At 61.1% G+C, this 18,800-nt stretch carries 17 protein-coding genes and 1 tRNA gene; 12 read left to right on the top strand and 6 right to left on the bottom strand.

The window, feature by feature from the left end; genetic code table 11:
* Together VFB05_RS03000 and VFB05_RS02995 are read right to left on the bottom strand one after the other, a co-directional pair.
* Window positions 1-1,605 (bottom strand): carboxyl transferase domain-containing protein, encoded by a 1,605-nt coding sequence (locus VFB05_RS03000; protein WP_325008619.1) that lies wholly within the window; start codon window positions 1,603-1,605, stop codon window positions 1-3.
* Between the two features lie 224 nt (window positions 1,606-1,829).
* A complete protein-coding gene (locus VFB05_RS02995; RefSeq protein WP_325008617.1) occupies window positions 1,830-2,135 on the bottom strand; it encodes an ETC complex I subunit in 306 nt (101 codons plus the stop codon).
* Window positions 2,136-2,358: 223 nt separating this feature from the next.
* On the opposite strand from VFB05_RS02995, the gene VFB05_RS02990 reads away from it, so the two are divergent.
* Window positions 2,359-3,507 (top strand): OpgC domain-containing protein, encoded by a 1,149-nt coding sequence (locus VFB05_RS02990; RefSeq protein ID WP_325008615.1) that lies wholly within the window; start codon window positions 2,359-2,361, stop codon window positions 3,505-3,507.
* 17 nt (window positions 3,508-3,524) lie between these two features.
* Here VFB05_RS02990 and VFB05_RS02985 read toward each other — a convergent pair whose 3' ends face one another.
* Entirely contained in the window at window positions 3,525-4,373 is an 849-nt protein-coding gene (locus VFB05_RS02985) for a VOC family protein (RefSeq protein ID WP_325008612.1), read from the bottom strand.
* A 380-nt stretch (window positions 4,374-4,753) separates the two neighbouring features.
* On the opposite strand from VFB05_RS02985, the gene VFB05_RS02980 reads away from it, so the two are divergent.
* The 11 genes from VFB05_RS02980 to VFB05_RS02930 all read left to right on the top strand — a co-directional run bounded on the left by VFB05_RS02980 (window position 4,754) and on the right by VFB05_RS02930 (window position 17,056).
* Window positions 4,754-5,152, top strand: coding sequence for a hypothetical protein (locus VFB05_RS02980; RefSeq protein ID WP_325008610.1), 399 nt, complete (start codon window positions 4,754-4,756; stop codon window positions 5,150-5,152).
* 250 nt (window positions 5,153-5,402) lie between these two features.
* Window positions 5,403-7,685: a TOMM precursor leader peptide-binding protein gene (locus tag VFB05_RS02975; RefSeq protein ID WP_325008608.1), complete on the top strand. Its 2,283-nt coding sequence runs from the start codon at window positions 5,403-5,405 to the stop codon at window positions 7,683-7,685.
* Between the two features lie 15 nt (window positions 7,686-7,700).
* The gene (locus tag VFB05_RS02970; protein WP_325008605.1) at window positions 7,701-9,164 is read left to right on the top strand and encodes a SagB family peptide dehydrogenase; all 1,464 of its coding nucleotides are present in this window, start codon (window positions 7,701-7,703) and stop codon (window positions 9,162-9,164) included.
* A gap of 66 nt (window positions 9,165-9,230) precedes the next feature.
* Window positions 9,231-10,265, top strand: a complete 1,035-nt coding sequence (locus VFB05_RS02965; RefSeq protein WP_325008603.1) for an ABC transporter substrate-binding protein — start codon at window positions 9,231-9,233, stop codon at window positions 10,263-10,265.
* On the top strand, window positions 10,265-11,068 hold the full coding sequence (locus VFB05_RS02960; RefSeq protein ID WP_325008601.1) for an ABC transporter ATP-binding protein: 804 nt from the start codon (window positions 10,265-10,267) through the stop codon (window positions 11,066-11,068). Before VFB05_RS02965 ends, VFB05_RS02960 begins: the two co-directional genes overlap by 1 nt.
* A 1-nt stretch (window position 11,069) precedes the next feature.
* Window positions 11,070-11,819, top strand: coding sequence for an ABC transporter permease (locus VFB05_RS02955; protein ID WP_325008599.1), 750 nt, complete (start codon window positions 11,070-11,072; stop codon window positions 11,817-11,819).
* Window positions 11,819-12,565 carry an ABC transporter permease gene (locus VFB05_RS02950; protein WP_325008597.1) on the top strand — a complete coding sequence of 249 codons (747 nt, stop codon included), beginning with the start codon at window positions 11,819-11,821 and terminating at the stop codon, window positions 12,563-12,565. Before VFB05_RS02955 ends, VFB05_RS02950 begins: the two co-directional genes overlap by 1 nt.
* A 78-nt stretch (window positions 12,566-12,643) precedes the next feature.
* Window positions 12,644-13,981: an MFS transporter gene (locus tag VFB05_RS02945; RefSeq protein ID WP_325008595.1), complete on the top strand. Its 1,338-nt coding sequence runs from the start codon at window positions 12,644-12,646 to the stop codon at window positions 13,979-13,981.
* Window positions 13,982-14,050: 69 nt separating this feature from the next.
* Complete coding sequence (garD, locus tag VFB05_RS02940; RefSeq protein WP_325008593.1) at window positions 14,051-15,592, top strand: galactarate dehydratase; 1,542 nt, start codon at window positions 14,051-14,053, stop codon at window positions 15,590-15,592.
* Window positions 15,593-16,273: 681 nt separating this feature from the next.
* A complete protein-coding gene (locus VFB05_RS02935; protein WP_325008591.1) occupies window positions 16,274-16,465 on the top strand; it encodes a hypothetical protein in 192 nt (63 codons plus the stop codon).
* A 258-nt stretch (window positions 16,466-16,723) separates the two neighbouring features.
* A complete protein-coding gene (locus VFB05_RS02930) occupies window positions 16,724-17,056 on the top strand; it encodes a hypothetical protein (protein ID WP_325008589.1) in 333 nt (110 codons plus the stop codon).
* A 100-nt stretch (window positions 17,057-17,156) separates the two neighbouring features.
* Here the strand turns inward: VFB05_RS02930 and VFB05_RS02925 are convergent.
* From VFB05_RS02925 to VFB05_RS02915, 3 genes are all read right to left on the bottom strand, one after another.
* Window positions 17,157-17,233 (bottom strand) — tRNA-Pro (locus tag VFB05_RS02925).
* A gap of 152 nt (window positions 17,234-17,385) precedes the next feature.
* Window positions 17,386-17,796 carry a DUF192 domain-containing protein gene (locus tag VFB05_RS02920; protein WP_325008698.1) on the bottom strand — a complete coding sequence of 137 codons (411 nt, stop codon included), beginning with the start codon at window positions 17,794-17,796 and terminating at the stop codon, window positions 17,386-17,388.
* A 283-nt stretch (window positions 17,797-18,079) separates the two neighbouring features.
* Entirely contained in the window at window positions 18,080-18,745 is a 666-nt protein-coding gene (locus VFB05_RS02915; protein WP_325008587.1) for a cold-shock protein, read from the bottom strand.
* Window positions 18,746-18,800 lie beyond the last annotated feature (55 nt).

The raw sequence follows: 18,800 nt of genomic DNA, 5'->3' as shown, positions 1-18,800 counted from the left end.
TCACATCCTGAACAGGCCGAACTTCGTCGGCTCGATCGGCGCATTGGTTGCAGCCGAAAGACCAAGGCCGAGCACTAGTCGCGTATCGGCGGGATCGATCACGCCGTCGTCCCAGAGGCGCGCAGTCGCGTAATAGGGACTGCCCTGCTTTTCGTACTGTGCGCGAATCGGCGCCTGAAACTTCTCTTCTTCCTCGGCCGACCAGCTTTCGCCCTTGGCCTCGATATTGTCGCGCCGAACCTGGCTCAAAACCATCGCAGCCTGCTCGCCGCCCATCACGGAGATGCGCGCATTCGGCCACATCCAAAGGAAACGCGGGCTATAGGCGCGGCCGCACATGCCGTAATTGCCGGCGCCGTAGGAGCCGCCGATCACGACGGTGAATTTCGGCACATTGGCGGTCGCAACCGCCGTCACGAGCTTCGCACCGTCACGCGCAATGCCGCCGGCTTCATATTTCTTGCCCACCATGAAGCCGGTGATGTTTTGCAGGAACACCAACGGAATTTGCCGCTGGCAGCACAGCTCGATGAAATGCGCGCCCTTCAGCGAACTCTCGCTGAACAGGATGCCGTTGTTGGCGATGATGCCGACCGGATAGCCCCAGATATGGGCAAAGCCGCAGACCAATGTCTGGCCATAGAGCTTCTTGAATTCGTCGAACTCAGAGCCGTCAACCAGCCGCGCGATGATATCGCGCACGTCGAACGGCTTGCGGCCATCGGCGGAAACGACGCCGTAGATTTCCTCGGCCGGAAACAGCGGCTCGCGCACCTCGCGCATGTTCAACTGAGCTCGGGCCGGTTGCTTCAGCGTTGCGACGATCCGCCGTGCGATTCCGATCGCATGGGAATCGTTTTGTGCGTAGTGATCGGTCACGCCCGACTGCCGCGAATGAACGTCGGCGCCACCCAATTCCTCCGCCGTGACCACCTCGCCGGTCGCGGCTTTCACCAGCGGCGGGCCGCCGAGAAAAATCGTGCCCTGATTGCGCACGATAATGCTCTCGTCCGACATCGCCGGAACGTAAGCGCCGCCGGCCGTGCACGAGCCCATCACGATCGCGATCTGGGGAATGCCAGCTGCGGACATCTGCGCCTGATTGTAGAAGATGCGGCCGAAATGCCGCTCATCGGGGAAGATCTCGTCCTGCTGCGGCAGGAAGGCGCCGCCGGAATCGACCATGTAGACGCAAGGCAGATTATTCTGCCGCGCGACGTCCTGCGCCCGCAGATGCTTTTTCACGGTCATCGGATAATAGGTGCCGCCCTTGATGGTGGCATCGTTGGCGACGACCACGCATTCGCGCCCCGATATTCGCCCCACGCCGGTGACGATGCTCGCCGAATGCACATCGCCGCCGTAGAGATCGTTGGCTGCCAGCGGTGAGAGTTCGAGGAAGGCGGTGCCGGGATCGAGCAGGAGATCGACACGCTCGCGCGCCAGCATCTTGCCACGCGACGTGTGGCGCTTGCGCGAAGCCTCGCCGCCACCACCGGCCACGGAATCGAGCTTTTGGCGAAGCTCAGCGACCAGCGACTTCATCACGTCGGCATTGCGGGCAAATTCGGATGAGGCTGGATTGATACTGGAATGGAGCGGCATGGCTTCCGGCAATTTGAGGTGCGCCGCGATTTGCGCAAAGTTCAGCGTGCCATCGCGCTGGCGACTTGCGCAACCAGCAAAACGGCCTATCAAGGGGATAGGCCAGAAAATTTTGCTAGATCAGGCTCTTAAGGGCCTATTTTGATGTGCTTTTGGCGCCCGCAGCCGCATGCCTTTCTCGGGCCTCGCGTCCCCTCGAATTCGATCTTTCGCTCGTCCGCGCCTCAGTGCGTCCAAGGCTCGCCACGACGGAATGCAAAATTGTCGGCGTAGGCGATCTGCCGGAGCGCCGAATCCTTCGGCTCAAACACTTGGTAGGGAATGCCCTCGCGCTCGCAATAGGCGACGGCCTCTTCCTTGGTCTCGAAGCGAAGGGTGACCTGCTGCTTCATGTCGCCCGAACTGGTCCAGCCCATCAACGGCTCGACGAAACGCGGCTGTTCCGGTTCATAGTCGAGCTGCCAGTCCTTGGTCTTGGCCTTGCCGGATTGCATCGCATTTTTGGCAGGCTTGAAAATTCGGGCGGTCATGGACGGTCAACCCTCATGAGGAATCGGCGGAGCGAATTCGGAACGGTCGGGACTTGTGAAAATCTATCCCCGGCCGAAATCCCTGATTCTCCAGCCTGTGATGAAACATCTGGCAAAATGGTATATTCATTATGTCGTCCGGTGACAATCTTGGCCGGACCTACGGCCGATGCCCCGCCCACCGCCTGTCCCAAGAGACGCTTTCACATCGAAAACGGCACCTATGAAAATTAACGCCACTTTGCCGGAAAAAGGACGCGACCTCCGGCTCGATCTGTTTCGCGGCATCGCCAACTGGGCGATTTTTCTCGACCACATTCCGGACAATGTCGTGAACTGGATCACGACCAGGAACTGGGGCTTCAGCGACGCGGCCGACCTGTTCGTGTTCATTTCGGGCTACACGGCCTCATTCGTCTACGCGCGGATGATGATCGAGCGCGGCTTCATTGTCGGCGCCACGCGCCTGACCAAACGGGTCTGGCAGCTCTACGTCGCCCACATCATTCTGTTCGTCATCTACATCGCCTCGATAAGCTATCTGGCGCTGCGGTTCGGCGACTCCGAGATCATCAACGAATTTAACGTCTCAGGCCTCGTCGATCAGGCCACCGAGACGCTGCGCCAGGGTTTGCTGCTCAAGTTCAAGCCGGTCAACCTGGACGTCTTGCCGCTCTACATCGTGCTGATGGGTTTCTTTCCGCCGATCCTCTGGATCATGCTGCGCCAACCCGACCTCACGATGATCGCCTCGATCGTGCTGTGGCTGCTTGCCCGGCATTTCGGCTGGAATTTTCGGTCCTATCCCGCCGGCACCTGGTATTTCAATCCGTATTGCTGGCAGGTCCTGTTCGTTTTCGGATCGTGGTGCGCGCTGGGCGGCGCGAGGAAGAACCGCCGAGTGATCGATTCTCCGATCACGCTCTACTTCTGCATCGCCTATCTTCTGTTTGCGCTGGTCATGACCATGGCGGGCCGCTTTGCGGATTTCGGCGCGTTGTTCCCTGACTGGCTGTATTCGAGCTTCAACCCGAACGACAAGACCAATCTCGCGCCCTATCGTTTCCTGCATTTCGTCGTGATCGTCATCCTCGTCATCCGCTTCCTGCCGAAAGACTGGAAGGGGCTGGAGTGGAAGATATTCGATCCGGTGATCGTCTGCGGTCAGCAGTCGCTTGCCGTGTTCTGCGTCGGCGTCTTCCTGTCCTTTGTCGGACATTTCGAATTGATGATGAGTTCGGGCTCGTTCTTCGCGCAGCTTTTCGTCAGCATCACCGGCATCGCGATCATGACCGTCGTCGCCTACTACATCTCATGGTCGAAGCGACAGGATAAGCCGGTCAAGGTGCCGCCCGCGCCGAAGCCCGCGTAAGCGCGAAACTCGAGCGCTTACTTCTTCTTCGGCGCGACCAATTGGCCGCGCGAAGAAAAGCCTTGCCATTCCGTGGTCCAGCCGATCTGTGGCTCTTGGCTTCGCAAGCCCTGAAGGGCAAAGGGTGCGCCTTGCGGATCGCTGCAATAGGCGATCCTCATCCCGCTGGGCATCTCCGAGTCGTTGTACCCAGCCCGGCCGCCTGCGGCAATCACCCGCTCAACTGCGGCATCGATGTCCTCGACATTGATATAAAACAGCCAGAACGGAGTTGGGTCGGTGCTTTTAAGTGCGCTGGCGACGACTTGCCCGCCGGCCGAAAAAGTCAGATAGGCGTCAGCGAAACGGTCCTCGGTGTCGTTTTGCTGCCAGGCGAAGAGCTCGCGGTAGAACCTGCTTTGCTTCTGCAGATCGGTTGCGAAAAGTTCATGCCAGCCGAAACGGCCGGGCTTTCCCGAATCCGTCGGTTGCTGCACTGCGACCTGCGGCTGACTGATCACGGCAAACAACGCGGAATGTGAGTCGGTCACAACCGAAATCCGGCCGATATTGGCATCGGTCGGCGGCACGTAGATCATACCGCCCAGGCGCTTGATGTGGTCGGCCGCAGCGTGCGTGTCGGACACGCCGACATATCCCATCCACCTTGGCTGCGCGCCCGTTTTCAGGGCCTCTGGCGGCAACTCCAGCAGACCCGCGGTGGCGCTATCATCGGCTTTGAACAGTGTGTACGGCACCCGCGTGGTCGACGAGGGCAGCGCGCTCCAGCCGACCACATCGCGATAGAATTTCGTAGCCGCAGCCATATCGGTGGTGAGCAGCTCGTACCAGCAAAAGTAGCTGGGATCATTTGCCAAGTCCGACATCTCCGTTCGCGGCTGCAAAAAGCTTGGTAGCGTGGTCCAGCCGTACTGGTTGAACCTGTGCACTGCAAGGCACGACTTAACCTTGCGTTGAGCCATCGGCTGAGACGGCGACTATTCGCCTGACGGTTCGGAACTGAGTACCTTTCCGACCGTTGCTTCGCCGATACTCAACGTTCAGGTGGTGGCACCACTGTCCAACGCCGGGAATGATGAATAGAGCATGAATGGATAGTGCCGAAGACATCATTCATGAATGTGAAATTTGGACTGTCCGGCAGGCTTTCGGGCTTTCGTGAAGCCCCGTAATCTTGCGGGGGTGCAGCCCTTGCAGTAGAGTTATCCTACTCGAACCGCTTGCGAGAAAATGGAGGATTCCAATAATGGCACGACAGTCTTCGAAGAAGCGTGTAAAGGCCGCGCTGCCCGCTCTGGGCGCAGCCGGCTTGACGTTCTCGATGGTGGGCGGTGCGTCAGCGGCAACTGTGCCGGCCAATGACGTAGCGCAGTCGACGAACTATTCCCCCAATCAGCAGATTACACTCGGCGAGGAAGAAATCGCCGACGTCAGCCTCGCGACCTTCTACGTGTTCGACAAGGAAAGCACGGCGGACGCGAAGGAAGGCAACATCCAGCTCGCCCGCGGTTGCGGGTGCCGCGGTTGCGGCGGCTGCCGTGGTTGCCGCGGATGCGGTTGTCGCGGATGCCGCGGGTGCGGCGGATGCGGTGGCTGCGGCGTCGGCTGGTGTCTCTCTTGGGGCGGTTGCCGGCCGTGGTGCTAATCGGGGTCATCTGCCTCGCGTGATCGACGCGAACAATCATGGCCGGGCTCGACACCGTCGACCCGGCCTATCCATGTGTGCTTCCCGCATCTCCCATGGTCTCCCTGTTCGCCGACACCACGATCCCGCTGAATTGTCCTATCGCCAAAGAACATCCGCTCGCCGATTGGATTAGGGTCATTTCCTGATCCAAGAGACATTCCTGCATTTGCAGACCCGGCGTCGCAGGCCAAGTCCCGTGTGTTGACCCATGAAAGCCAAACGCAAGACCGCTCCCTCGAAGCCCAAGCGCAAGGCCGCATCATCGCGCCGCGCGAAGGACATCGCACAGTTCGCCCCGAATTTCACTGTCTATACGCTTCCGCCGGATCAGGTCTGCCTGTATTCCGAAGATCGCAAATTCTTCCTGCATGGTGAGCTGTACTGCGCGCTGGCCACCGCAATCGGCAAAGGCGGGAAAAGCCTGCAGCAGCTTGTCGTCGAGCTCGGGAAGCGTTTTCCGCCCGAGAAAGTCGAGGAAGCGCTTAAGCGCCTGATCGAACGCCAATACATCGTCGAGGCGTCTGCCACATCAAACACAGTCCAGGCCGGCTATTGGGCAAGCCTTGGATTGCCGCCCGGCATGGCCGAGCAGAACCTCGCCGGCTGCCGCGTGCGGGTCGAGGCGATCGATGTTCAAGGCGCAAAAGAGTTCACGAAAGCGCTGAGCGACCTCGGCGTTCGTATCGTCTCGCGTAACGCCGATTTGACCGTGACACTCGTCAATGATTACCTCGAGCAGCAGCTTGCCGAACTGAACAAGAAGCGTTTGTCCGACGGCACGGCCTGGCTTCTGGTCCAACCATCCGGCGCCTTTCCGCTTGTCGGGCCCGTGCTCGATCCGGGCAAAGGTCCTTGCTGGACGTGCTTGTTCGATCGCATGATCCGAAACCGCGAGGTGAAGGGATTCCTGGATCGCAACGGCACGCAACCGGTCTCGGTGTCGCCTTTGGCCCGCAATCCGCTCGGTCAACATGCCGTTCAATTCGCAGCCCTTGAAGTCGCCAAGGCCATTGCCAGCGGCTTTCGTACCGAGCTGAACAATCACATCATCAGCCAGGATTTGCTCGGTTCGACGACCGTCAAGCATTATGTGGCGCATCGTCCGCAATGCCCGTCCTGCGGCAGCAAGAAACTGCGCGATCCGCGCCGCGCACCGGCGCCGATCGAGCTTGGGCCCGGCCTCAAGCTGACGATGACGAGCGGCGGATTCCGCTCGGTGTCGCCACGTACCACGGTGGCGCGTTTCCGCAAGCATGTCAGCCCGCTCACGGGCGTCGTCAAGAAACTGGAGCGGATCGAGGCCGACCTGCCGCTGAATACGAACTATTTCGCGGACCACAACTTTTCCGGACCTGCGACGAATGTCGACGCGCTGCGCGAAGGACTCACGGGCGGCAGTTTCGGCAAGGGCTCGACCGCCGAACAGGCCGAAGCCAGCGCCTTGATGGAAGCGATCGAGCGCTATTCCGGTATTTTCCAGGCCGACGAAATCCGCACCAGCAAGCGCTTCATCGACTTTGACCCCGGCGAAGCGCTCAATCCCGAAGACGTGCTGCTCTTCAGCGATGCGCAATATGCCTCGCCCGACGCCGAGCCGGGCGATTCCCACCCCGTGCCCGACCGCTTCGACCCTTCCGCAGAAATGGAGTGGACGCCGGTCTGGTCGTTGCGCGACCAGCGCTTCAAGTATCTGCCGACCAGCCTGATGTTCTTCTTCTACGGTGGCGGCCCGGGTTTCTATGCCGCCGATTCCAACGGCTGCGCGGCCGGCAACACGGTGCAGGAAGCCATCGTTCAGGGCTTCCTCGAGCTCGTCGAGCGCGATGCCTACGCGATCTGGTGGTACAACCGGCTCCAGCGTGAAGAGCTCGACCTCAATCAGTTCGACGATTCCTATGTTCAGGATTTGCGGCGCCAGCTTGCCGATCAGGGCCGGAAGCTGTGGGTGCTCGATATCACCAGCGACCTCGGCATTCCCACCTATGTCGCGCTGTTGCACTGGATGCAGAACGGGCACGAAAATATCGAATTCGGCTCCGGCGCTCATTTCGACAGCCGCATCGCCTTGTTGCGCACGCTGACCGAACTCAACCAGTTTATGTCGATCGGCTTGATGAACGGCGGGTCGGGCGAAAAGCCGAGTCTCGACAACGTCACGCCATTGCAATTGAGCAACTACCCGTTCCTGCTTCCAAATGGCCGGCCCGCAGCACCGATCGTCACCGGCTCGAAATTCGGCCCCCTCGACAATACCCGAAAGCAGGTCGATGCCTGCGTCGAGGTCGCGCGACAGGCTGGCCTCGATTTTCTTGTTCTCGATCAGACACGGCCTGACGTCGAGACATCGGTCGTTCGCGTGATCGTGCCGGGCTTGCGCCACTTCTATCGCCGCTTCGGGCCGGGCCGCCTCTACGATATCCCGGTCAAGCTCGGTCTGCGCGAGACGCCGATGGCGGAGAACGAGCTGACGCCCTTCCTGCCTCACACCTAGAGGGAGCAAATCGGCTTGGCCGCGCCCCAAAAAACGAGCACGCGCAAGACGGCAACGCCGGTTCTTGCTGCGCGCTTGAATGCCCAGGTCACGCTTGAGGCACAGGCCGACGGATCCCTCCTCGCCCGCATCGGCGAATATGCGCAAGGCCTCGGAAATTTCTCGCTTGCGGTCCAGAAGCGCCTCGGCGAATTTCGCAGCGGATTGCCGCTGGCCCCGACCGGCCGCAGCAGCCCGGCCGACAAGGAGATCGATCTCCTGGCCAGGCGATTGGCGCGGAGCGGCCTTCTGGAATATCGCCTCGGACCCGCGCGCGGCGGAAGCGACCACATCGTGATCGAGCCGCAGGTTGCGGATTACTGGCCGCAAATCTCGAAGATCGGCGATACGGATACGCTCGCGTTGTCGCGGTTTGCCTACATACGGCGGCGTGGCAAGGAAATGGTACTGGAATCGCCGCGCGCGGGCGCGCTGTTCAGGATCGACGATCCGAAGATGATTTCCGCCCTCGCCGCTCTCTCGCAACCGCAGAAGATCAACCGATACCGCAAGGAGCGCGGCTTTCCCGGATTGGAGTTTCTAGGTCTGCTGCTGGATTGCCAGATCCTGTTCAAGCTCAAGGCTACGGACGCTGACGGTCTGCGTCCATCGGAGGGCGATCCCAACCTTGTGCTGTGGGACTTCCACGACCTTCTGTTTCATACCCGCAGCACAGATGGACGACAGGCCAATCCAATCGGCGGGATTTACTCCTACTCCAGTCTCATGGCGCCGCCGCCGGCCGTGCGGCCGCCATGGCCGGGACGGTCCATCGATCTGAAAGGCGCGGCAACACCTGCCGTTGCGCCTTCACCGTTCGCATCCCTCCTCGATGCGCGGCATTCGGTGCGTGACTTCGACGACGAGCATCCCATCACGCTGGGCGAGCTTGCGGCGCTTCTGCAAACCGCCGCCCGCGTGCGCGCGCAATGGACGGCTCCTGCCGAGATGGACGAGGAAGGTCCTGAGGTGTCCTATGCCTCCCGTCCCTACCCGTCAGGAGGTGCGGCCTATGAGCTCGAGCTCTATCTTGCGGTCAACAAATGCGATGGGCTGGCGCGTGGATTTTACCACTATGATGCCGAAAGGCATGCACTGACATCAATCGAAGTCCGCACCCATGAGCTCGACGCGCAGCTCACGGATGCTGAATTGGCCATTGGTTCATCGGGCCTTCCGCAAATCCTGGTCGTCATTGCGGCACGCTTCGGCCGGGTCTCCTGGAAATACAGCTCTGTCGCCTATTCCCTGATCCTCAAGGACGTCGGCGTGCTGACGCAAACGCTTTACCTGTCGGCGACCGATATGGGGCTTGGCGGCTGCGCCATCGGCACCAACAATATCGATCGCTTCGCCCACATGACTGGCCTCGATTTCTCCGTTGAGGGTTCGGTCGGTCAATTTGCCCTCGGCCGTCCCGGCAGCGCCGAGTTCGGCTAATCCGAAAATCGAAGGCCTTCGTTCGCCGACACCTCTTGCAGTTCCGGCCGCGCTGACGAAAATACCATGCAAGGGCCACCCGAGATGGCCGGCAGGGAGAAGCGCACGATGATGGGGATGCGACGGCGCCTGATATGCTGCGCGGCTTTGGCCGCTTTCATTTTTATCGCCCCGGCGCGGGCCGAGCAGATCGTGGTGAGCAATTACGGAATTGCCGCCAACGGCATGCCCTACGCGGTCGCGATGGAAAAGGGCTTCTTCAAGCAGGAAGGAGCCGACGTCACCGGCATTCTCTCCTCCAATGGCGGCGGCACGACGATCCGCAACCTGCTCGGCGGCAATCTCGATTACGGCGAGGTCGATCTGGCCGGCACCGTAGCCGCAATCGAGCAAGGCAATGATCTCCACATCATCAGCGACAACGTGCTGACCGTCGGCGAATTCGTCTGGGCGGTGAAACCGGATTCGCCGATCAAAAGCCTCGCCGATTTCAAGGGACACAAGATCGGTTACACCAATCCGCGCTCAACCAGCCAGGCGCTCAACGTGCTGCTGGTTCAGACCATCGGCCTCACTCAGGCCGACGTCAGTCCGACCAAGGTCGGCGGCTTCGGCGAACAGGTGGTGGCGCTGGATATCGGTGCCATCGATGTCGCGACGCTCGCCGATCCCGTCTGGTCGAAGAACAGCGCCAAGCTGCGCACCGTCGTCCGTGCCAACGACGTGCTCCCTCCGCTCTGCAACGTCATCGGCGTCGCCACCGGGAAGGCGATCGCTGAGCATGGCGACTTCCTGCGGGCCGTGCTGCGGGCCCGCCGCAAGGCGGTCGAGTTCATGTACGCCCATCCCGACGAAGCCGGCGATATCGTCGCAAAGATTTACGATCTCGACCCCACCATTGCCCGTCAGGCCGTGCATAACCTTACTACAATGGCGTCTGGCGCAACGCGCCCCTATTGGGGAACGGGCCGCTTCGACATCAAGGGGATGGATGGCATGATCGCGGCGCAACGCAGTGTCGGGGCTTATTCGGGCACGCCGAACTGGGACAAGATGATCGATCGCAGCTTTCTCGCTGACGATTTGAAGAAAGACTATTAGTGGAAGCCCCGCCTGCGACCCACGTCGCGCTCAACGGCGTCACCAAGGTCTTTGAATCCAAGCTCGGTCGAATAGAGGCCCTGGGCCCGATCGACCTCGAACTTCGTCAGGGTGAGTTCTTTGCGGTGGTCGGCCCGTCCGGTTGCGGGAAGTCGACCTTGCTCGACATCATCGCCGGCCTCGCCACGCCCTCTTCAGGCGCCGCGACGTTCGAAGGCAAGCCGATCCAAGACAAAGTGCCTGATGGCGTCGGCGTGGTGTTTCAGGAGAATGCCTGTTTTCCCTGGCTCAATGTTGCCGACAACATCACATTCGGCTTGCGCCGGCAGCCGGTCGATGCAACCGAGATCGAGCGGCGGCTGCAATATGCCCTGCAACTGATGGGACTAAAGGATTTCGCACGCGCCTTTCCCGCGCAACTTTCCGGCGGTATGCGCCAGCGCGTCTGCATCGCACGGACGCTCGTGATGCAACCCCGCCTGATCTTGCTCGACGAACCCTTCGGCGCACTCGACCAGCAGACCCGGCTTCTGATGGGCGATGAACTATTGCGCATCTGGAGGGCGACCGGCGCAACGGTTTTGCTGATCACTCATGCACTCGATGAAGCGGCAATGCTCGCAGATCGCGTCGCCGTGATGTCGGCCCGGCCCGGACGGATCATGGAAGTCATCGAAACCGCCTGGCCGCGGGAGCGCGACAGCGAGATCGTTTCGGTACCGGAATTTGGCGCAATCACCGCTCGTTTGTGGACGCTGTTGCGGGCGCAATCGATGCATGCGCTGAAGCCGGCGTCATCCTGACATGCGCATCTTCTTCTACAGGGGGCTTGCGGTTCTGCTTCCCTTGGTGGCGCTGGAGGCTCTTTGCCGCGAACGCATCATCCCGCCGCTGACCCTGCCGGCACCGAGCGTGATTGCTATCGGCCTTTGGGGAATATTGGCGCACGGCACATTTACCGCCGCGATCCTCAAGACATTATCCAATGTTGCCTTGGCCATTGTGCTGGCGGTTGCCGTTGGAACAGCGGCCGGGGCCGCCTTGCACCGCGCCCGCGCGCTGCGGGCACTTCTGGAGCCGTTGTTCTCGACCTATTACGCGATCCCGATCTATGCCTTCTATCCGCTGTTCATCGTCGTGTTCGGCCTCGGCGACGCGCCGCAGGTGACGATCGGCTTCATGCTTGCGGTGGTGTCGATGATCGTGAGCGCACTGGCCGGGCTCGACAGCGTCCCAGCCGTGCTCGCCAAGACCGCCCGCGTGCTTCAGCTGGGGCCGGTCGAGAGCGTTCGCAGCGTCACGCTGCCCTATGCGGCGCCCTATCTGTTCACGGGCGTGAAGCTTGCAGTCGCTTATGCCTTCATCGGCGTCATCGGCGCCGAGTTCATCATGTCCAATACCGGCCTTGGCTATGAGATCCGCTTTGCCTACGACAATCTCGACAACAACGTCATGTACCCGCTGATCCTGCTGATCCTCCTGATCGCAGTCGCCGTCAACTTCAGCCTCGACCACTGGGAACGCAGCTTGCGCGCACGCCGGGAGCGCGGCTGATGCGTCGACTGGTCGAGAATTATCCGTCGTTGTTTCTTGTTGTGACCCTGCTGATCGCCTGGCAGATCACGTTCTGGCTGGTCGGCCGCAATGCTTTGCTGCCGCCGGGCGAAACCATTCTCTATCTCGGGAAATTGCTGCAAACCGAGCGCTTCTGGGGCCATATCGCCGAGACCGGCATGGCCTTTGTCATCGCGCTCATGATCGCCATTGTCGCTGGGCTCGCAATCGGGTTGATGCTGGGCATCAGCCGGACGGCCGCGGAAGTATTCGAGCCATTTCTGCTTGCCGGCAACTCCATTCCGAAGATCGCGCTCTATCCGATCGTATTGTTGATCTTCGGCATCGGCATGCCCGCCAAGATCGCCTTCGGCGCCATTCACGGCGTCGTGCCTGTGGCGATCTTCACCCTCACGGCCTGCGGCAGCGTGCCGCCGATCCTGATCCGAACGGCGGCCGCGATGCGGCTGACGCGGTGGGACATGATCCGCTCGGTGCTGCTCCCGGCTGTGCTGCCCGATATCTTCTCCGGAATCCGCCTCGGATTTTCGTTGACCCTGATCGGCACCATTCTCGGCGAAATGTTTGGTTCGCAGCGCGGCCTCGGCTATCTCCTGATGACCGCGATCGGCTTGCAGAACATTCAAGTGATCATGGCCGTCACGCTGCTTCTGGTGATCGTCGCCGCAAGCGTGAATGGCTTGCTGCTCCGTCAAGATCGCCGCTTGCGGAACCCCGGCAGTTAGGCTTATCGAAGTGGGCGTTGGTGTGATCCGCGAGAGTTCTGCGATCTCGAAAGAAAAGACGTCCGGGGGGATTCAAGTATGAGTACGGTGACAGCGGCCGTTGCCGTGAGAAGGTCTCGCGTCAGGCTCTTGATCGTGGCGATGCTCTTCCTCGTCACCACCGTAAACTATGCCGACCGCGCGACACTTTCGATCGCCGGCACCGCACTCGCCAAGGAACTGAACCTCGATCCCATAGCCATGGGTTACATTTTTTCGGCGTTCGGCTGGTCCTACGTGGCCGCTCAGGTGCCAGGTGGCTGGCTGCTCGACCGTTTCGGATCGAAGTGGGTCTACGCGTTTGGCATTCTGATCTGGTCTCTCTTCACCGTGATGCAGGGCTTCGTCGGTTTCCTTTCTGGCGGGGCGGCGGTCGTCGTGTTGTTTCTGCTGCGTCTCCTGGTCGGGTTCGCCGAAGCGCCGTCCTTTCCGGCGAATGCGCGCATCGTCGCCGCCTGGTTTCCCGGCAACGAGCGCGGCACCGCGTCTGCCTTCTTCAATTCCGGGCAATATTTTGCAACCGTGATCTTCGCGCCCTTGATGGGTTGGATCGCGCACGATTTCGGCTGGCGCAACGTCTTTTACGTCATGGGCTCGCTCGGCATTCTGGTCGGCCTGATCTGGATCAGGACGATCTATGGGCCGAAAGATCATCCCGGCATCAACGAGGCCGAGTTCGACTACATCAAAGATGGCGGCGCGCTGGTCGAGCTCGATGCACCGAAGGATGAACGCGAGACGAACAACGGACCGAAATGGAATTATATCGGCCAGCTCCTGTCGAACCGCATGATGCTCGGCGTCTATCTCGGCCAGTTCTGCATCAACACGCTGACCTACTTTTTCCTGACCTGGTTTCCGGTCTATCTCGTCAAGGAGCGCGGCCTGTCGATCTTGCAAGCCGGCTTCGTCGCGACCCTGCCGGCACTCTGCGGCTTTATCGGCGGCGTGTTGGGCGGCGTCATCTCCGACGCTATTTTGCGCAAGACGGGCTCGCTGACGCTCGCGCGCAAGACCCCGATCGTCGGCGGCATGCTGCTGTCGATGTCGATCATCGCCTGCAACTATGTCGACGGCCAGGCGCTCGTCATCGGCTTCATGGCGCTCGCCTTCTTCGGCAAGGGCATCGGCGCGCTCGGTTGGGCGGTCGTATCGGATACCTCGCCAAGGGAAGCCGGTGGCCTGTCGGGCGGCTTGTTCAACACATGCGGTAACCTGTCCAGCATTACGACGCCCATCATCATCGGCTATATCCTGGCCGCGACCGGCTCGTTCGCGGGCGCACTGGTTTTTGTCGGCGCCAACGCGCTCGTTGCTGCGTTTGCATACCTCGTCATCGTCGGCAAGATCGAGCGCGTGAAGCTGCGAACGGCCTAGAAACGGGATCAATCGGCGGCTACAACCGCCTTTTACTTCAAGAGATCGCCCCCGGCAGGAGTTTTGACGATGGGCAAAAGAGAACTCGTCACCGAACAGCCCCGCTACATCAAGCTCAACGAACGCGACAATGTCGCGATCGTGGTCAACGATTTTGGCCTCCCGGCAGGCTCTCGCTTCCCTTGCGGCCTCGAGCTCCGTGCTTTCGTGCCGCAGGGACACAAGACGGCGCTGGTCGATATTGCCGAGGGCGCGCCAATTCTGCGCTATGGCGAGGTCATCGGCTATGCCGCCTCTCCTATTCTCGCCGGCGAGTGGGTCGATGAAGCGCGCATCCGGATGCCCGACGCGCCGGCGCTGGATCAACTTGAGATCTCGACCGCCGTGCCAGCACCGCTACCGCCGCTTGAAGGCTATACGTTCGAGGGTTATCGCAACTCGGACGGCTCGGTCGGCACCAAGAACATTCTGGGCATCTCGACATCGGTCCAGTGCGTCAAGGGCACGCTGGAATATGCGATCAAGCGCATCCGCGCCGAGCTTCTGCCGAAATATCCCAACGTCGACGACGTCATTCCGGTAACTCACGCCTACGGCTGCGGCGTCGCAATCGCGGCGCCCGATGCCGTGGTGCCGATCCGCACCCTGCAAAACATCGCGCTGAACCCGAACTTCGGCGGCGAAGTCATGGTCGTCGGCCTCGGTTGCGAAAAGTTGTCGCCAGAGCGGCTGGTCCCGGAAGGGCTCGGCGATGCCATCGTGCGCATGCAGGATGAAGCGTTTGATGGCTTCGGCGCCATCATCGAACGCATCATGACGATGGCCGACGCACGATTGGCGGTGCTCGACCAGCGCCGCCGCGAAACCTGTCCCGCCTCCGATCTCGTCATCGGCCTCCAGTGCGGCGGCAGCGACGCCTTTTCCGGCGTCACCGCAAATCCGGCCGTCGGCTTCGCCGCCGATCTGCTGGTACGCGCCGGCGCAACCGTGATGTTCTCGGAGGTCACGGAGGTGCGCGATGCGATCCAACTGCTGACGCGGCGCGCAGTCAACGAAGACGTCGGCCGTGCGCTGATCCGCGAGATGGCCTGGTATGACAACTACCTGGCGCGTGGCGGCGCTGACCGCAGCGCCAATACGACGCCCGGCAACAAGAAAGGCGGCCTTGCCAACATCGTCGAGAAATCACTGGGCTCGATCGTCAAGTCTGGATCAGGCCCGATCGCGGGCGTGCTCGCGCCCGGCGAGAAAGCGCAGCAAAAGGGCATGTTGTTTGCGGCAACGCCGGCGTCCGACTTCATCTGCGGTACGCTTCAGCTCGCCTCTGGCATGACGCTACAAGTGTTCACGACCGGCCGCGGCACGCCCTACGGGCTTGCGGCGGCGCCGGTCATCAAGGTCGCAACCCGCAGCGAACTGGCGCGGCGCTGGAAAGACCTGATCGACTTCGACGCCGGCCGCATCGCGACCGGCGAGATGACGATTGAGGAGACCGGCTGGGAATTGTTCCGCCTGATTCTGGACGTCGCCAGCGGGCGCAAAAAAGTCTGGTCCGATCACTGGGGCATCCACAACGATCTGACGTTGTTCAATCCGGCGCCGGTAACCTGACACGCGGACGCCGTGTTCGCGGCGGTCAGAAAAAACCCGGGCTCAGATCGAGGCCGTAGGTCGCATACATCGTCCAAACGAACAGACATGCGCCGCAAAAGAGTGCGGCCCCATCTTCAATAGATCGGTCTCGGCTTCGGTTCTTGTTACGCGATAGCGGGAAATGGCTTGGACGAGTGCAGTCATTGGCGACCTCCAGAATTCTTGCCTCGGCTGAGACAGCTCGCACTATCGCACTGCATCGTTTCGAGGGATTTTCTTTAGCTTCGCGAAATCGTTTCAGGACTGTTTCACCGGATGTCGGGCGGAACTATCGACGGGGCGGCGATGAGGAATCTGCACCAGACTCTCGCCGGGAACCATCGAGACCCCTGTTGCGGCAGTTTCAGACCAATCTATATTTGACGGTCATGGCGAGAGTCTTTGGATTTCTAGTCGTTGCGGGTGCCGCGGCAGCCGCGCTTGCAAAACTGACGCACAGTGAGCTTGGCTTGTCTCCAACGCTCATTCGTGACGCGGCGCTGCTGTGCTCCGGCATGCTTTGCATAGGGCTGTACTCCAGCCGGTTTGGCGGTCGGAAATAGTGCCAGCGGCCCGGTGCTTGGCCCACACGCTAGTGCCCCGGGCTGACGTGACGGAGCGCTAATGTCGAGAAAGCGAAAAATCACAGCGTCAGCTGCCATGGTGCTGGGCCTGTCGCTGGCCGGCGCCCATGCCCAGCTGGACCAGCCACCCCCGCGAGAAACGCCTGCGTTGACGGCCGATGAAGTTTCGAAGTTGAAGAAAGATTTGACCATCACGCGAGACCGCCAGAACTCTCAGGTCAAAGCCAAGGAAGCGACACCGGCGCCGAAAAAATCGAAGAAGCCGTAGGAAGCAACGAGCGTGGTGCGGATCCCAACCGAGCAGCGGCTTTTCGCGTGCGGGGATCTCGGAAAAATTCGGACCCGAGATCAAATCCGGGCGACGCAAGGAACATAAAGACAAGCATGCCTGCGCGCGCAGAACGTGGCCAACATCTGTAGGGCCTTGGTCTCAGAAACCTCAGGGGTGCCGCGATCCCGCCCAAGGACTGCCGAAATCAGCGCCGACGTTCAAAAACGGGCTTAAGGGATAACAGGAGCGCTGCCAATGAAAGCGTTCGCGGGGTTGGCCGTCACGGCCGGACTAATTGTTGCGATCCCCGTCGCAAATGCCCAGACATCGGCGCGCCACGATGCTGGAAAGTCGCGCCACCACGCGCCGTCTCACGCCTACAGGCCCTATTTCGTAACCTCGATAGAGTCCGCGCTGCGGCACCTGTTGCAGGCGCAGGCCTCGATGCCGCGCGTCGGCAAGGCAAAAACGGCTGACGCGGCGAGCGGTCCGCCGGACGAGAGCGCCGACACCCTTGGCAAAGCAAACCCGCCAATGCCGCAGATCCTTCCGACCCAGGATATGCCAGCCGTGCAGGGGCTAGAGTAGCTGAGCAACAGTCGAGAGAGGCGGCGTAGGGTTCGGTTCCGCGGTTCAGTCGGGCAAGCCGAACAGGCGCCGATCATGAAAAGCGCGTCCGCTTCCATTTTGGTCGGGGCAGCTGGATTCGAACCAACGACCTGCAGTACCCAAAACTGCCGCGCTACCAGGCTGCGCTATACCCCGATCTTTGGAAGACCACGTCGATACACGCTTAAGCCGGCGCCAGCAAGGCGTGACGCACCACCAACCGCCTTAAAAAGACAGTCAGGACAACGGTATAACGTCTTGACGATGCGGTGGAATGAGCCCGCTCGCCGCTCGGTCCGCTGCCGGTCCTATTTGGTGTTGAACAAGGGATGGGCGACGCGATCGCCGGGCTGGATCCCGTACTTCTGCGCGGTGCCGGCAATCACCTCCAGCACGCCTTTCGCGAGCCCCCTCGACGGGATGATCTTGGTCGACAACGGTTCAGTGTCTTCCGCAATACGAAGAATTCTCCCGTCAGAGCGAATGAAAATCATGTCGAGCGAGATGTAGGTGTTCTTCATCCACATCGACACTTCCTGCTCCGGGCTAAAGTCAAACAGCATGCCTTTACCCTCGGGAAGTTCCTTGCGGTACATCAATCCGGTCGTCTTCTCCTCCTCCGTCGTCGCCATCTCGACCGAAAAGACGTGAACGCCGGTCTTGGTGACGATCTCGAGCGGCTGGATCGACGCGGCGCGCGCATCAGAGCCCGTGAGCATCGAGAGCGCGCAGGCCAGTGCAAAGAACAGAGGAACTCGCAGACTCGGGAACCGCCAGACGGCCACCTGACCAGACTTCATCGACAACATCAGCCTCACCACGCTCGCTCTGGACCGCCCGTTGCACATTCCGGCACGAGCTTACCCGCCCGCAACGCCGCGCTTGTAGCATCCGGGCCGTCCGTTGCGGCAGTCACTTTTGCGATTTTTGGGGACCAAAAATGCCTTTCCGGCGCATCAGCGCCGGAAAATGCCGCAACGAAAAGGGAAATAAGGCAGGCTTCTAGTGCGACGAGAGGCCCGGCGAACCGGTCTCGGGCTGGATCTCGGCGGCCATCATGCCCTTCGAGCCGGGCCCGAAGCGAACCAGCACATATTGTCCAGGGCGCAGTTCCGTCATGCCATAGCGGCGGAGCGTTTCCATGTGGACAAAGATGTCGGGGGTGCCCTCCCCGCATGTCAGGAAGCCGAAGCCGCGAAGCCGATTGAACCACTTCACCTGCGCGCGCTCCAACCCACTGGTCGGCGTGACGCTGACATGCGTTCGCGGCGGCAGCATCTGGGCGGGATGGATCGCGGTCGATTCATCCATCGAGACGATGCGGAACGCCTGGTAGCCTTTTGCGCGCTGCACGCATTCGCACACAACGCGCGCGCCTTCATAGGCGGTCTGGTAGCCGTCGCGGCGGAGAACCGTCACGTGCAACAGCACATCCGGCCAGCCATTGTCAGGTACGATGAACCCGTAGCCCTTTGAGGCATCGAACCATTTGATGACGCCGCTGATTTCGACGAGGTTGGCTGCGGCATCGCCGAGCCCCTGCATCGCATCGAGCGCCGGATCGCGCGGCCCCGCAGCGGAAAATCCAGAACCGAGCCTTCCCGGTCCAACCGCCCCGCCGGGCGATTGACCTCCGAGCTTCTTGGACTCAAATCCGTCCGACCCCATGACCCCCGGACCCCACACCCCAACATACCGCCAGCGAACGCGGCGGTGACCGTCT

The sequence above is a fragment of the Bradyrhizobium sp. genome (assembly GCF_035652035.1).
Taxonomy (GTDB): Bacteria; Pseudomonadota; Alphaproteobacteria; order Rhizobiales; family Xanthobacteraceae; genus Bradyrhizobium.
Note: the sequence above shows the minus strand (reverse complement) of the source record. Positions and strands in the feature narration are given on the sequence as shown.